The 13,970-nt window shown below is 68.0% G+C and carries 17 protein-coding genes and 1 pseudogene; 8 read left to right on the forward strand and 10 right to left on the reverse strand.

All coding sequences use genetic code 11. The annotated features are described in order from the left end of the window. Positions 1-53: 53 nt before the first annotated feature. From LDQ05_RS04060 to LDQ05_RS04075, 4 genes are read right to left on the reverse strand one after another with little or no spacing between them, the layout of a single operon-like run. Positions 54-1,409 carry an LLM class flavin-dependent oxidoreductase gene (locus LDQ05_RS04060; protein WP_226435611.1) on the reverse strand — a complete coding sequence of 452 codons (1,356 nt, stop codon included), beginning with the start codon at positions 1,407-1,409 and terminating at the stop codon, positions 54-56. A 29-nt stretch (positions 1,410-1,438) separates the two neighbouring features. Beyond that, the gene (locus LDQ05_RS04065; protein ID WP_226435612.1) at positions 1,439-2,341 is read right to left on the reverse strand and encodes an ABC transporter permease; all 903 of its coding nucleotides are present in this window, start codon (positions 2,339-2,341) and stop codon (positions 1,439-1,441) included. Beyond that, complete coding sequence (locus LDQ05_RS04070; RefSeq protein WP_226435613.1) at positions 2,328-3,164, reverse strand: ABC transporter ATP-binding protein; 837 nt, start codon at positions 3,162-3,164, stop codon at positions 2,328-2,330. Before LDQ05_RS04070 ends, LDQ05_RS04065 begins: the two co-directional genes overlap by 14 nt. Next, positions 3,161-4,267 carry an ABC transporter substrate-binding protein gene (locus LDQ05_RS04075; RefSeq protein WP_226435614.1) on the reverse strand — a complete coding sequence of 369 codons (1,107 nt, stop codon included), beginning with the start codon at positions 4,265-4,267 and terminating at the stop codon, positions 3,161-3,163. The genes LDQ05_RS04070 and LDQ05_RS04075 overlap by 4 nt, the downstream gene beginning before the upstream one ends. Positions 4,268-4,561: 294 nt before the next feature. Between LDQ05_RS04075 and LDQ05_RS04080 the strand changes: the two genes are divergently transcribed. Genes LDQ05_RS04080 through LDQ05_RS04090 form a run of 3 tightly spaced genes read left to right on the forward strand, consistent with a single transcriptional unit; the run spans position 4,562 to position 6,478 of the window. Continuing rightward, positions 4,562-4,969 (forward strand): ArsR/SmtB family transcription factor, encoded by a 408-nt coding sequence (locus LDQ05_RS04080; protein WP_226435615.1) that lies wholly within the window; start codon positions 4,562-4,564, stop codon positions 4,967-4,969. Continuing rightward, positions 4,966-6,063 (forward strand): ACR3 family arsenite efflux transporter, encoded by a 1,098-nt coding sequence (gene arsB, locus LDQ05_RS04085; RefSeq protein WP_287221666.1) that lies wholly within the window; start codon positions 4,966-4,968, stop codon positions 6,061-6,063. Before LDQ05_RS04080 ends, arsB begins: the two co-directional genes overlap by 4 nt. Before the next feature lie 4 nt (positions 6,064-6,067). Then, positions 6,068-6,478 carry an arsenate reductase ArsC gene (locus tag LDQ05_RS04090; RefSeq protein ID WP_226435616.1) on the forward strand — a complete coding sequence of 137 codons (411 nt, stop codon included), beginning with the start codon at positions 6,068-6,070 and terminating at the stop codon, positions 6,476-6,478. A gap of 44 nt (positions 6,479-6,522) precedes the next feature. On the opposite strand, the gene LDQ05_RS04095 is transcribed toward LDQ05_RS04090, so the two are convergent. Further along, on the reverse strand, positions 6,523-6,978 hold the full coding sequence (locus LDQ05_RS04095; protein WP_226435617.1) for an ArsI/CadI family heavy metal resistance metalloenzyme: 456 nt from the start codon (positions 6,976-6,978) through the stop codon (positions 6,523-6,525). A gap of 96 nt (positions 6,979-7,074) precedes the next feature. Between LDQ05_RS04095 and LDQ05_RS04100 the strand changes: the two genes are divergently transcribed. Continuing rightward, the gene (locus LDQ05_RS04100) at positions 7,075-7,434 is read left to right on the forward strand and encodes an Rv2640c family ArsR-like transcriptional regulator (RefSeq protein WP_226435618.1); all 360 of its coding nucleotides are present in this window, start codon (positions 7,075-7,077) and stop codon (positions 7,432-7,434) included. 40 nt (positions 7,435-7,474) lie between these two features. Here LDQ05_RS04100 and LDQ05_RS04105 read toward each other — a convergent pair whose 3' ends face one another. From LDQ05_RS04105 to LDQ05_RS04115, 3 genes and pseudogenes are all read right to left on the reverse strand, one after another. Continuing rightward, positions 7,475-8,176 (reverse strand): cation efflux transmembrane domain-containing protein, encoded by a 702-nt coding sequence (locus LDQ05_RS04105; RefSeq protein ID WP_372461032.1) that lies wholly within the window; start codon positions 8,174-8,176, stop codon positions 7,475-7,477. Then, the gene (locus LDQ05_RS04110; RefSeq protein ID WP_226435620.1) at positions 8,176-8,505 is read right to left on the reverse strand and encodes an ArsR/SmtB family transcription factor; all 330 of its coding nucleotides are present in this window, start codon (positions 8,503-8,505) and stop codon (positions 8,176-8,178) included. Before LDQ05_RS04110 ends, LDQ05_RS04105 begins: the two co-directional genes overlap by 1 nt. Before the next feature lie 86 nt (positions 8,506-8,591). Then, positions 8,592-8,925: pseudogene (locus LDQ05_RS04115) on the reverse strand (hypothetical protein). Between the two features lie 94 nt (positions 8,926-9,019). Here LDQ05_RS04115 and LDQ05_RS04120 point away from each other — a divergent pair. Next, the gene (locus LDQ05_RS04120) at positions 9,020-9,970 is read left to right on the forward strand and encodes a sigma-70 family RNA polymerase sigma factor (RefSeq protein ID WP_226435621.1); all 951 of its coding nucleotides are present in this window, start codon (positions 9,020-9,022) and stop codon (positions 9,968-9,970) included. A 2-nt stretch (positions 9,971-9,972) separates the two neighbouring features. Next, positions 9,973-10,389 carry a VOC family protein gene (locus tag LDQ05_RS04125; protein ID WP_226435622.1) on the forward strand — a complete coding sequence of 139 codons (417 nt, stop codon included), beginning with the start codon at positions 9,973-9,975 and terminating at the stop codon, positions 10,387-10,389. On the opposite strand, the gene LDQ05_RS04130 is transcribed toward LDQ05_RS04125, so the two are convergent. Next, entirely contained in the window at positions 10,311-10,982 is a 672-nt protein-coding gene (locus LDQ05_RS04130) for a carboxymuconolactone decarboxylase family protein (protein ID WP_226435623.1), read from the reverse strand. The genes LDQ05_RS04125 and LDQ05_RS04130 overlap by 79 nt on opposite strands. 125 nt (positions 10,983-11,107) lie before the next feature. Between LDQ05_RS04130 and LDQ05_RS04135 the strand changes: the two genes are divergently transcribed. Both LDQ05_RS04135 and LDQ05_RS04140 read left to right on the forward strand, forming a co-directional pair. Beyond that, on the forward strand, positions 11,108-12,316 hold the full coding sequence (locus tag LDQ05_RS04135) for a pyridoxal phosphate-dependent aminotransferase (protein WP_226435624.1): 1,209 nt from the start codon (positions 11,108-11,110) through the stop codon (positions 12,314-12,316). 3 nt (positions 12,317-12,319) lie between these two features. Then, complete coding sequence (locus tag LDQ05_RS04140) at positions 12,320-13,324, forward strand: AraC family transcriptional regulator (RefSeq protein WP_226435625.1); 1,005 nt, start codon at positions 12,320-12,322, stop codon at positions 13,322-13,324. A 29-nt stretch (positions 13,325-13,353) separates the two neighbouring features. Here the strand turns inward: LDQ05_RS04140 and LDQ05_RS04145 are convergent, their stop codons facing one another. Further along, positions 13,354-13,779 (reverse strand): VOC family protein, encoded by a 426-nt coding sequence (locus LDQ05_RS04145; protein WP_226435626.1) that lies wholly within the window; start codon positions 13,777-13,779, stop codon positions 13,354-13,356. Positions 13,780-13,970 lie beyond the last annotated feature (191 nt).

Raw genomic sequence — 13,970 nt, forward strand, 5'->3', positions numbered from 1 at the left:
TGCCCGCGTTCCCGCGGGCACCGGGTCACGCGGGCACCGGGTCACGCGGGTGTTCAGGCCGACGACACCCCCACCTCGGCCCCCGTCTCGGCTGCGGCGAACCTGCTCCGGGGTCGGTCCAGCCCGTAGTGGCCGCGCAGTGTGGTGGCGTCGTAGTCGGTGCGGAACAGTCCCCGCGCCTGCAGGATCGGAACCACGTGATCCGTGAAGTCCTCCAGCCCACCGGGCAGGTACGGGGGCATGACGTTGAAACCGTCGGCGGCTCCGCTGCGCACCCACAGCTGGATCTGGTCGGCGACCTGTTCCGGGGTGCCGGCGAACCTGCGGTGCCCGCGTCCCCCGCCGAGCTTCGCGATCAACTGCCGCACCGTCAGGTTCTCGTTCACGGCGAGATCCTTCACCAGTTGGAAGCGACTCTTGTTGCCCTGGATCTCCTCGATCGGGGGCAGCGGCGGCAACGGTGAATCCAGGGCGTGCTCGGTGAGGTCGACACCCACCATCCGTGACAACTGACGCAGCGAGTAGGCCGGTGAGATCAGCTCGGTGAACTCCCGTTCGAGGTCGCGTGCCTCCTGTTCGGTGCCGCCGATGAACGGAACGATGCCCGGCAACACCTTCAGCGACCGCGGATCGCGCCCCGCCGCGACCACGCGTGCCTTCAGGTCGCGGTAGAACGCCCGGCCTTCCGCGAGGGTGCGTTGCGCTGTGAACACGGCCTCCGCGAAGCGGGCGGCGAAGTCCTTGCCGCTCTCCGAGGACCCGGCCTGCACCAGCAGCGGGCGCCCCTGCACGGAGCGCGGAGTGTTGAGCGGCCCACGGACCGTGAACCGTTCTCCGCGGTGGTCGATCTCGTGCACCTTCGCGGGGTCGGCGAAGCGGCCGGACGCGACGTCGAGTTCGACGGCATCGTCCTCCCAGCTGTCCCACAGCGACAACGCGACGTCGACGAACTCGGCGGCGCGGGCGTAACGACCGGCGTGGTCGGGCACCCGGTCGTATCCGAAGTTGCGGGCTTCGTCGTCGCCGCCGGAGGTGACGATGTTCCAGCCCGCACGACCACCGCTGATGTGGTCGAGCGACGCGAACGTACGGGCCAGGTGGAACGGCGCGTTGTAGCCGGTGGACGCCGTGGCGATGAGACCGATGTGGTCGGTGGCCACCGCCATCGCCGACAGGAGTGTGAGCGGCTCGAACACCGCCTGAGTGTTGTGTTCGATGCGGGGACCGACGGCCAGTCCGTCGGCGAGGAACACCGAGTCGAGCCGGCCGCGTTCGGCGATCCGCGCGAGTTCGCGGAAGTGCTCCACGTCGAGCACGCGGTGCGCCTCGGTGCGGGGGTGCCGCCAGGCGGCCTCGTGGTGTCCGACGCCCATGAGGAAGGCGTTGAGGTGGATGTGTTGATCGGACATGAACTACCTCTCGGGAGTGGTGGGAACTGTTACTGCTGTGCGCCGCGCCAGCGCGACAGCCGGTGTTCGACGGCGACGAGGACACCGTTGAAGACGAGTCCGACGACGGAGATCGCGACGATCCCGGCATACATGTTCGGGATCTGGAAGTTGAGTTGTGATGCGGTGATCAGGTATCCGAGACCTGCTTTCGCACCGACCATCTCGGCCGCGATGAGCACCAGGACCGAGGATGCGGCGGCCATCCGGATGCCGGTGAAGATCGTGGGTACGGCAGCCGGAAGGATCACCTTCTGGAACAATCGATAGGTCGGAAGCCCCAGTGAGCGAGCTGATTTGACGAGCAGCGGATCGACGGTACGCACACCGGAGATGGTGTTGAGCAGGATCGGGAACACACTCGCGTAGATCACGAGCGCAACCTTGGAGGTCTCACCGATCCCCAGCACCAGAACGAAGACCGGTAGCAACGCGAGCACCGCCGTGTTGCGGAACATCTCGAGGATCGGGTTGAGAAGCACGGAGACCGACCGATACCAGCCGATCACCACACCCAACGGCACCGCGACGAGCAACGCGACCGCGAACCCGGTGACGGCACGCGACAGGCTGGCTCCGAGGTGGTCGGCGAGTCGACCCGACACGACGAGGTCGACGAGCGCATCGACGACCGTGCTGAACGGAGGAAGGAACACCGCGTCGACGAGCCCGACCCGAGGCGCGATCTCCCACAGCGCCAAGAACACGACGATCGCGACGGCCGGTTCGATAAGCCCCCACACGAACGAGCCGAACCGTCGAGCGAGCCCCGCGCGCGCGGACGTCACCGAATCTGTGGCACCCGCGTCGGCGGGGCCCGCAGAGCCGACGCCCGGGCCGGCCGCAACCGCATCGGCAGTGCCACGAACGAGGGTCGCGCTAGTTCCGGACATGATCCACCACTTTCGTTAGGGGCGCGGAGGCGTGCGAACTTCCCGCCGCCGGGTCGGTCTCGGAGTGCAACTCGGTCCAGACGATGTGGCGGTGGTGACGGAACTCTTCGGTCGAGCGGACGTCGTCGACGGTGCGGTCGATGTCGACGTCCACGATCGTCTTCACACGCCCCGGCCGAGGTGTGAGGACGGCGACGCGCTGCCCCAGATAGACGGCCTCATCGATACCGTGGGTGATGAACAGGATGGTCTTGCCGGTCTCGAGCCGGATCCGTAACAGTTCGTCCTGCAGCGACTCACGAGTCTGGGCGTCGAGCGCCGCGAACGGTTCGTCCATGAGGAGCACCTCGGGGTCGAACGCGAGACTGCGAGCGATCGCGACGCGCTGCTTCATCCCGCCGGACAGCTCGTGCGGGTAGCGGTCACCGAAACCGGCCAGTCCGACGAGTTCGAGATGGTGGTCGGCGACTTCGCGCCGGGTCCGTGCGGGTAGCCCCTCGGCCTCGAGACCGAACTCGATGTTCGCGCGGGCGGTGCGCCACGGAAGGAGTGCGTACTGCTGGAAGACGATTCCCCGGTCGAGCCCGGGGCCGGTGACGGGTCTGCCGTCGAGCAGGATTCGCCCCGAGGTGGGGGCGGTGAGCCCACCGAGCAGATCGAGCAGGGTGGACTTGCCGCATCCGCTCGGGCCGACGAGGACGAGGAGTTCCCCCTCGGCGAGATCGAAGCTGACGTCGTCGAGCGCGGTGAACGTGTCGTCGCTGCCGCGCACCGGGAATCGCTTGGTGACGTGTTCGAGCCGGAGTTTGGGGTCGCTGCTCATTTCGACTCCTCCTGCAGGGGTTGTCCGTCGGGGCCGCTCGCCGGGTCGTAGGTGCCGTCGGCGTACGGGTTGTGGTCGTTGGTGTAGACGTCGGCCGGAGTGAGCGCACCGTCGTCGAGTTCGCCGTTGCGGGTGAGCCAGTCGAGCCACGTCCGGATCTCCTGGTCGGTGACCACACCGCCCGGTCCGGCGATCCCGGGACTCTTCCAGTACCCGACGAGGTCGGTGTTCTCGTTGCGTCCGCGGCCGTCGATGATCTCCTCGAACGTCGCGACGACCCGGTCGCGCGGGGTGGTCTGGGCCCACCGGATGGCACGCGCGGTTCCCCGCACGAAATCGGCCACGGCATCCTGGTTGCGCGCGATGAAATCGTTTCGGAACACGTAGGTTCCGTAGCTGAACGAGCCGAACAACGACTCGTCCGTGAACAGCGGCCGGAGGCCGCCGCGTTCGACGGCGGTCTCGCGGAAGATGCCACCGAGCGTGCCGACGTCGATCTGTCCCTCTCGCAATGCCTGTTCGGTGTTGACGGGCGGCACGACGATCAGTTCGACCCGGGCGATCTCGTCGGCGGTCAGCCCCTGCTGCGCGAGCCACTCACGCACCAGGAACTCGTGGTGGGCGCCGAGGGTGTTCATCCCGACCTTCTTGCCGATCAGGTCGCGGGCGGAGCGGATGGGACCGTCGTCGAGGACGTAGTACCCGTTGAAGGTCCGTTCGTCGGACCCGTAGGAGGCGAGCACCCCGGTGAGCGGTGACCCGCCGGCCTGCGCCTTGATCACGGCACCGTTGAACGCGGAACCGAAGTCGATCTGGCCGGTCGCGGTGTTCTGCAGCGATTGGGGGCCGTTGCCGTTGTCGCCGATCCAGTCGAGTTCGATCCTCTCGTAGTACCCGAGAGCCTCGGCGAGTTCGGGGAATCCGACCTGTCCGGCCGCGCCTTCGTAGCGAAGCACGGTGCGGCCGTCTGCGGTGACCGCGGCCTCGGAACGCGACGAGCACGCAGTGCCGACGACGACCAGGGCGAGCAGCGTTGTCACGAGGGCTACAGCGGGGGCGAGTCGTCGGCGCGAGGTCGACGGTTGTTGTGTCGATTGCGACATCGTGGGAGGTGTCCTTGTGTCGGCCCGCTCGGCGCGAGCGGTATCGTGTCGGCCCGCTCGGCGCGGGCTGCGGTTCGAGAACGTTCGGCGTTGTTCAGCGACAGTTCGGACAGCTGTGCACGACAGCCCCTTTCCGGTCGGGTCGGGAACGGTTCGATCAGGACCCGGTCAGCATCTCGGTCGGCGCGGTCGACGCCAACGGTTGCGCGCACGGTGAACGAAAGGGTGGATGCGGACCGCCACCGCGCACCGGTCGGATTCGCGCATTGAATCGATAGCTGTCAATATAGAAAGATGTCGAACCAGATCGAGGTGGGCGCCGAGCCGTGCTGCCCGCCGCTGATGCACGAGCCGCTGAGCGAACACCGGACCGGCGAGCTGGCCGCGATGTTCAAGGCTCTCGGCGACCCGGTGCGCCTGCGCTTGATGTCGCTGATCGCCTCCCACCCCGGCGGAGAGGCATGTGTCTGCGACATCTCCGGGTCGTTCGACCTGTCGCAGCCGACGATCTCCCACCACCTCAAGGTGTTGCGCACGGCCGGTCTGCTCGAGTGCGAACGCCGCGCGACATGGGTGTACTACCGGGTGATCCCGTCCGCGTTGGCGCAGCTCGCGAGGGCGCTCGCACCCGAACCGGGCGTAGTGGAGGGCTCACGGTGCAGCCCCGTCCCGGACGACTCCGCGGCGGAGGCCCACCGGTGACCGGGGCGACAGCAGCCCCCACCGTCGTGGGCGGACTGTCCGTACTCGACCGGTTCCTCCCGGTGTGGATCGGTGTCGCGATGATCGCCGGGCTCCTTCTGGGGCGCACGGTCCCGGGACTCGGCGACGCATTGTCCGCCGTCGAGATCGACGGAATCTCACTGCCGATCGCGCTCGGCCTGCTGATCATGATGTACCCGGTGCTGGCGAAGGTGCGTTACGACCGCCTCGACACCGTCGCGGGCGACCGCAGGATGCTGCTCGGTTCACTGCTGCTGAACTGGATCCTCGGCCCGGCGCTGATGTTCGCGTTGGCGTGGCTGTTCCTGCCGGATCTCCCGGAGTACCGCACGGGACTGATCATCGTCGGACTGGCGCGATGCATCGCCATGGTCATCATCTGGAACGACCTCGCCTGCGGCGACCGAGAAGCCGCCGCGGTACTGGTCGCGATCAACTCGGTGTTCCAGGTGATCATGTTCGCCGCCCTGGGCTGGTTCTACCTGTCCGTGCTGCCCGGATGGCTCGGGCTCGAGCAGACCACCCTCGATGTCTCTCCGTGGCAGATCGCGCGTTCCGTGCTGGTCTTCCTGGGCATCCCGTTGCTCGCCGGGTTCCTGACCCGCCGCATCGGAGAGAAGGCCCGGGGACGAACCTGGTACGAGGAGCGTTTTCTGCCCCGCATCGGTCCGTGGGCCCTGTACGGGCTGTTGTTCACGATCGTGATCCTGTTCGCGCTCCAGGGCGACCGGATCACCTCGAACCCCGTCGACGTCGTGCGGATCGCGCTTCCGCTGCTGGCGTACTTCGCGATCATGTGGGCCGGCGGTTATCTACTCGGTGCCGCACTGGGACTCGGCTACGCGCGCACCACCACCCTTGCGTTCACCGCGGCGGGCAACAACTTCGAGCTGGCCATCGCGGTGGCGATCGCCACCTTCGGGGCCGCCTCCGGACAGGCCCTCGCCGGGGTGGTCGGCCCACTGATCGAGGTTCCGGTGCTCGTCGGCCTGGTCTACGTCTCGCTCGCGCTGCGCGCACGGTTCACGGACCGCGAATCATCCACCGCACCGCTGTCACCGAAGGAGGTCTGACACCGTGCCCACACCGAGCGTGTTGTTCGTCTGCGTCCACAATGCCGGCCGGTCGCAGATGGCCGCCGGGTTCCTCACCGAACTGGCCGGTGACCGGATCGAGGTGCGATCCGCCGGGAGCGCACCGTCCGATCGGGTGAACCCGGTCGCGGTCGCGGTGATGGCCGAGCTCGGCATCGACATCTCCGCGCAGAACCCGAAGGTCCTCACCGCGGACGCGGTCGAGGCATCGGACGTGGTGATCACGATGGGGTGCGGCGACACGTGCCCGGTCTTCCCCGGTATCTCGTACCGGGACTGGGTGCTCGACGACCCGGCCGGGCAGGGAACCGAGAGCGTACGTCGGATCCGCGACGAGATCCGGACGAAGGTCCACGCACTGATCGTCGAGCTGATCGGCGAGAACCGGAGGTGAGTGGGTCGGGGCCACCCGCGCACGGTGGCCCCGACGCACGACCTTCAGCGAGCCGGCTCGGTGACGGCGCCACAGGAGCCGTCGGCCTCCGCGACGGACGGGCCGTCGATGTGTCGCGGGCTCGAACCGAAGGTCTCCGAATCCGCGAGGACGGTGTAGATCTCCCACTTCTCCCCGGACGGCCCGGTCACCCACACCTTGTCCTGCGTGGCGAAACAACAGGTCGTTCCGATCTCCTCGTCGGTGAAGAGTCCCTCACCGGTGAGCCGGGCGATCTCCGCGTGCACGGTCTCCGAGGAACCGACCTCGACTCCGAGATGGTTGATGGTGCCACCGCTGCCGGGGTTCTCGAACAGCACCAGCTTCAGCGGTGGTTCGGTGAGCGCGAAGTTCGCGTAGCCCGACTCCAGCTTCACCGGCGGGGAGCCGAAGAGTTTCGTGTAGAACGTGACCGCCTCCTCCAGGTCGTCGACGTTGAGTGCGAGTTGTACGCGGGACATGACGCCTCCACCTCTGCGATGTATATCGAATTGCTGGCGCCCGCCAGAGTGCGCTACCCGTTCGACATAAGTCAAGAGCCTGGCTAGGGTGGTGTCATGCCGAAGACGCTCCCGACGATCGACGTCTCCGCACCCATCTGCTGCGCGCCCGTCTCGTCCGCCCCCATGACCGACGCCGCCGCCCTGGAGGTCGCACTCCGACTCAAGGCTCTCGCCGATCCGGTTCGCGTCCGACTGATGTCGATCCTGCTCACCGCCGACGACGGTGCACCGTGCACGTGCGACCTGGCGGCCGCCGTCGGACTCGCCGAATCCACCGTCAGCCACCACCTCGGTCAGCTCCGCAAGGCGGGCATGGTCGAGTCCGAGCGACGCGGCATGAACGTGCACCATCGCGCACGCGGCGCCGCACTCGAAGCACTGCGCGCGGTACTCGACCCGAACTGCTGCCGCTGAGCGACGCGTCGACCGGGACGTCCCACTGCAACGAGCACGATCAACGACCGCAACAGTCGGCATCCGCGCCGTACTCAGCGGACGCTCCATTGGAAACCGGTGCGGTGCAGCAGACGTCACCGTTCCATGCGTTCACACCCTCCCGCACGGCGATGGCCGCGATGACGAGGGCGGCGACCGGATCGGCCCAGGACCAGCCGAACAGACCGTTGAGCAGCAGGCCGATCAGCAACACCGCGGACAGGTAGGTGCACAGCAGGGTCTGCTTGGAATCGGCAACCGCGGAGAGTGAGCCGAGTTCACGACCGGCGCGGCGCTGCGCCCACGACAACACGGGCATGATCATCAGACTGACCGCAGCGAGCACCATCCCGATGCGCGAGTGCCCGGCCTCGCCGAGACCGAACAGGGCACGGATCGCGTCGACCGTCACGTACCCGGCCAGCGCGAGGAACGACAGCGCGATGATCCGCAGCGCGACCTTCTCCCGCCTCTCCGGGTCCGCACCCGCGAACTGCCACGCCACCGCCGCGGCGGACGACACCTCGATCACCGAATCGAGACCGAAACCGATGAGCGCGGTGGACGACACCCGCGCTCCCTCGCCGATCGCGACGACCGCTTCGATGATGTTGTACGCGATCGTCGCGGTGACGAACCACCGGATCCTGCGTGCCAGCACTCGCCTCCGGTCGCCGGACGGCACAGATCTGCCCGTCGGCGTTCCGAGACGGGAAGGCATCAGCAGCATCCCCTGTCGTCGGCGTCCGGACAGAAGCTCGGGTCCACGGCCAGCACGAGTCCGACCAGATCGTCGAGCGCCCGCCCGATGCGCGGGTCGGCCAACTCGTACCGGCTGCGCCGACCTTCCGGAACGACCACAACCAGCCCGCAACCGCGAAGGCAGGAAAGATGATTCGACAGCACCTGCCGAGAGACCCCGATCCGGTCGGCCAACTCGGACGGGTACGCCGGACCCGCCCGAAGGTTCAGCAGGACCTGCGTCCTCGTCGTATCCGACAGGGCATATCCGAAGCGGGTGAGCGCGTCCCGATGCAGCACCGATTCCACGCCCCAACAGTACATGAAACCCTGAATTCAGAAAACCCTGAACAGTCTTGCCCGTCCGGACGGACATGTCGTCGAGCACGGGGCGATCACCGCACCCGGTACCGCCTGCCGACATCGTCGAGGTGTACCCTCAACGCATCGAGGATCGGCCGCTGCCCCCTGACGAGTCGGGGCGTGGCCTCCGGAACGGTCTGCCACCGTGCGTCGTCCACCTCCGGGAACCGTCGGATCCGCCCCGAACGCGGCGGCCAGCGCGACATCCCGCGGGTTCTCACCATCGACGTATTCGCCCTTCGGAATCGACCAGGCCGCCTCGTCCTTGTTCCGCCAGTACGGCCCGCCCGGATGCACCAACCACACCGACAGCAGGCCTGCGTCGTCGATCCGGTACAGCAGCAGACCCGCACTCGTGACCGTCACGGCTCCCCCACCGGTTGTCCCCTGTTCATTTCCGGCCTCCCGGATGCGCGATGTGTCGCGGCGCGTACACCGGCAGTGTGCGAGCATCGAGGGCATGCGCGCAGCCGAACCGGCGGTCTCGTTCGAGGAACACCGTGGGCATCTGATGTCCGTGGCCTACCGCCTGACGGGCAGCGTCGCCGACTCCGAGGATGCCGTGCAGGAGGCGTGGCTGCGACTCGACGGTGCCGATAACGACAGCATCGAGGACCTGCGCGCCTGGTTGACCACCGTCGTCGGGCGGCTGTGTCTCGACAGGCTGCGTTCGGCGGCGGTCCGGCGAGAGACGTACACCGGCCAGTGGTTGCCCGAACCGATCGTCACCCCGCTCACGGGCACCACCCCACCCGACCCCCTCGACGAGGTGATTCGGGGCGACGACAATCGGCTGGCCGCACTCGTCATCCTCGACACCCTCACCCCGTCGCAGCGCATCGCGTTCGTGCTGCACGACGGATTCGGAGTGCCGTTCGACGAGATCGCGCGGATCCTCGACATCGCGGCACCTGCGGCCCGGCAACTCGCGTCGCGGGGGCGGCGGGCCGTCGCCGACGCGCCGCCCCCGGTGCCGGCGGAAGAACACGAACGGGCGGCCCAGCAACTCGTCGCCGCGCTCGCCACCGGCGACATCGATACCGTCCTGGCGGCGCTGACACCGGATGCCCGGGCCATCGGCGACGCCGGGGGCACCACCCGCACCGCACTCAACGTCATCGTCGGCGCCGACCGGTCCGCCCGGTTCTTCCTCGGGCTGGTGCGGATGTACGGCCCCGAATCGCTGCTGGCCTTCCGACCGGTGCTCGTCAACGGCAGGCTCGGCTTCGTCCACCCGGGTTCTCCCGGAGACGACACCCACCCCGGATTCCCGCCGCGTGTCCTCGCCGTCACCGTCCGCGACGGACGGGTGTGTGCCGCCTACGACATCGCGAACCCGGAGAAGTTCGCGGGCCTGCGCATCGCGGCACACTCCGAGGCCGAAACCCCGACACCGGAGGTCGAGAAGTGACCATGGACCAACGCATCAGCTTCATCACGCTCGCCGTCGCCGACGTGGACCGCTCCCGCCGGTTCTACCTCGACGGGCTCGGTTGGACGTCCACGGTCGACGTGCCCGGCGAGGTCCTGATGATCTGCGTCGGCGAGCACGTGATGTTGTCCCTGTGGGACCGCGCGCAATTCGAGGAGGAGGTCGGGGTGGACCTCACACCCGACGCTCCTCCCCCGATCGCCCTCGCCCACAACGTCGCGACCCGCGAGGAGGTCGACACCGTCCTCGCCACCGCGCGCAGCGCCGGCGCGGATCCCGTCGGGGAGGGCGTCGAACGTTCGTGGGGTGGCTACACCGGCTACTTCGCCGATCCGGACGGCTTCCGCTGGGAAGTCGCGTTCAACCCCGGTGTGATCGCCGAGATCGTGCTGCCCTGACCCGCATCCCCGCCACCGCTGTCGGTGCTCTCCCACGGCACCCGGCACGCGTCGGTGCTGAAGCCCTGGTCGTGGATGCCGAGCGCCGAGTTCATCCGGGCACGCATGTTCTCGAGCCCGATCTGGTAGGTCAGTTCCACCACCCCCGCCGGCCCGAAGCGACGCTCGAGATCGGCGACCTGCTCGTCGGTCACCGCGTTCGCGACGTCCCCGGTCATCGCGTCGGCGTATGCGATCGCTGCCTTCTCGTCGTCGCTGTACAGGTCGGACGTGGCATATTCGGCGATGTGCTCGAGCCGTTCGGTGTCGAGACCGTCGAGACGCTGGAGCATCGTCCCGAAGTCGACGCACCACGAGCATCCGATCGTCCACGCCACCCGGTACACGGCGATCTCCCGCACGTTCTTCGGCAGTGTCTTCGAGGTGCGCTCGGCGAGCATCTCGTGCAGGCCGCTCGCCCGCAGCAGGCCCGGGTGATGCGCGCTCACCGCGAACGGCTCGGGCACCTCGCCGAACATGCGCCCCGCGATCCTGTAGGCGATCTTCGTGAACAGTCCGGCCTGCTCCGGGCGCACCGGCGCGATCCTGGTCATGACGTCCTCCCTCGTCCGTGATTCCCGACTCGCATTTCCGAGTCTCCATCATGTGGACGAGACAGGCCCCGCAGATGTGACGTGGCGGTCACCACACCACTCGGCCCGGCGGCTACGCTGCAGAAATGGTCGATTCGTCGTCTTCGGGCCCCAGCCGCACCGTCGCGCGGCTGCGACCGTTCACATCCACGATCTTCGCCGAGATGACGGCGCTCGCGGTGCGACACGACGCGATCAACCTGGGGCAGGGCTTTCCCGACGTCGACGGACCACCGGCCATGCTCGAGGCTGCCCGCGGCGCCATCGCCGACGGACTCAACCAGTATCCGCCGGGCCCCGGAACACCGGAGTTGCGTGCGGCGATCGCCGCGGACCGCGCCGAACGCTACGGAGTGCGATACGACCCGGACACCGAGGTTCTCGTCACCGTCGGCGCGACCGAGGCGATCAGCGCAGCCCTGCTCGGTCTCGTCGAACCCGGCGACGAGGTGTTGCTCACCGAGCCCTACTACGACTCGTACGCCGCTGCGGTGGCGCTGGCCGGGGCGTCCCGCCGCGCCGTGCCGCTCGCCCGACGGGGCAGCGGATTCGTTCCGGACGTCGCTGCCCTGCGTGCCGCCGTCACCGATCGCACCCGCATGATCGTGGTCAACACCCCGCACAACCCGACCGGCACCGTGTACGAGCCGGACGCACTCGAGGCACTCGCCCGCCTCGCCTGCGACCACGACCTGCTCGTGTTGTCCGACGAGGTGTACGAGCACCTCGTCTACGACCGGCGCCGCCACGTGCCGCTCGCCTCCCTGCCGGGCATGGCCGAACGCACCGTCACCGTCTCGAGTGCCGCGAAGACCTTCAACGTCACCGGCTGGAAGATCGGGTGGGCGCTCGGCCCCCGCGAACTCGTCGACGGGGTACGCGCCGCGAAACAGTTCCTGACCTTCGTCGGCGGCGGTCCGTTCCAACCCGCCGTCGCGTACGCGCTGCGGCACGAGCAGTCGTGGATATCGACGATGCGGGCCGACCTGCAACGCCGACGGACCGCGCTGTCCCGGGCGCTCACCGAAACCGGGTTCGACGTTCTCGATTCTGCGGGAACATACTTCGTCTGCGCCGACATCCGACCCCTCGGATTCGACGACGGGGTCGACTTCTGCCGGTCGCTCCCCGAACGGATCGGCGTCGCCGCCGTCCCGGTGAGCGTCTTCGCCGATGATGCCGCGTCGTGGAACCACCTGGTGCGCTTCGCGTTCTGCAAACGTGACGATGTCCTGGCCGAAGCGGTGCGTCGGTTGCGCACCCTGGCGCCCGCCGATCGCCGGGAGACACCGTAACCGATGTCGTCGCCCACGATCCCCTCCGACTTCGTCGGTCGTGCAGTCCATCTCGCAGCGAACGAAGGTATCGATCTCACCCCGGCCCTCGACGCGGGCCGGATCAGCCGCGCGGTGCTGAGCCATCCGCACGCGCGACTCACACCGGAACAGGTCAGCGCGTTCACCAGAAAGGTCTGGCAGATCACCGACGACGAGTTGTTCGGTCTCGGTGACGGTCCGGTGCCGCGCGGATCGTTCCGCATCATGTGTCTGACGCTGGTCCACTGCCGCGACCTCGCCCACGTGTTGGAACGGATGGTCGATGTCAACCGCGTGTTGATATCCCTGCCGCCACTGAGCCTGACACCCGGTGAGGACACCACGTTCCTGGATATCGTGCTGCCCGGCGAGGTCACCGAGAAGACCCGGGTGACGATCGATTTCCTGCTGATGCTGCTGCATCGGTTCGCCGCGTGGCTCGTCGGAGGTCGGGTGCCGCTCGTGTCGGTGCTGTTGCCGTACGCCGCACCCGATCCGGTACTCGCCCGCAGTTACGACGCGATCTTCGGAGTGCCGGTGACGTTCGGGGCGGGTCGGGCCGCCCTCGAGATCGACGGCTCCGCGCTGTCGGCGCCCGTCGTCCGGACCGAGGAGACGCTCGAGGAGTATCTCCGTGAGTCACCGAATCTCATGCTGTCGGAACGCGAATACGATTCGACGGTGTCCGCGCAGGTGCGTAGCATCTTCGAGTCCGGGGTCAAGGGGCGGACGGCGACGGCGGACGAGATCGCCGCGACGCTCGCGGTGAGTCCACCGCATCTGCGTCGACTGTTGCGACAGGAAGGCACGTCCCTCGGTCAGTTGAGGGAACAGGTGCTGCTCGATCTCGCCGTGGCGGGCCTGCGACGCGGCCAACCCGTCGACGACCTGTCCGCCCGCCTCGGATTCTCGGAGCCGAGTGCGTTCCGGCGCGCGTTCAAACGCTGGACGGGTAAGACGCCCAGTTCGTTTCGCGTCCGGAGCTGAGTCGAGGAACTGCCCGGAAGGCGCTCCCGCTACCCCACACAGAACTCGTTGCCCTCGGGGTCGGCCATCGTGATCCACTCGAACGGGCCCTGCCGGCCACGGTGGAGCACCGCGGCGCCCGCCGCCTCCAGTCGCGCCACGACGGCCTCGCTGTCGTCGCCGGCCCGGATGTCCAGATGCATCCGGTTCTTCACCGTCTTACCCTCGGGGACCCGCTGGAACAGCACGCGAGGCCGCGCCGGATTGTCGGGGTCGGAGATCGCCGCCCCCACCCGCCACACGAGCCTGCCTTCGAAGACCTCGGTGTCGTCCTCACGGGCATGACCTGCGGCGACGAGACCGCGGATGAAGTCCTCGTCGCTGGGCTCCACCCGCCACCCGAGTGCCTCCGCCCACCATTTCGCCTGGGTGTGTGGGCTGCCGGAATCGATCGTCACCTGAAATTCGTATCCCATGCGAAGACAGTACCGAGGGCCACCGACAGTGTGCTGCCGTCGCACCGACAATGTTCCGGTGTCGTCACCGACGGCGTTTCCGCTGTCGTCGTGGGTTCGGGAACCGCGGCACGGGACACCTCGGCACGGGGCACCGCAGCACGACGAACTGCGACGACGCGCGCGACACCGCCGACCGGCCGGGTTGCATC

Origin of the sequence: Rhodococcus yananensis, assembly GCF_020515525.1 — a bacterium.
Classification (GTDB): domain Bacteria; phylum Actinomycetota; class Actinomycetes; order Mycobacteriales; family Mycobacteriaceae; genus Rhodococcus; species Rhodococcus yananensis.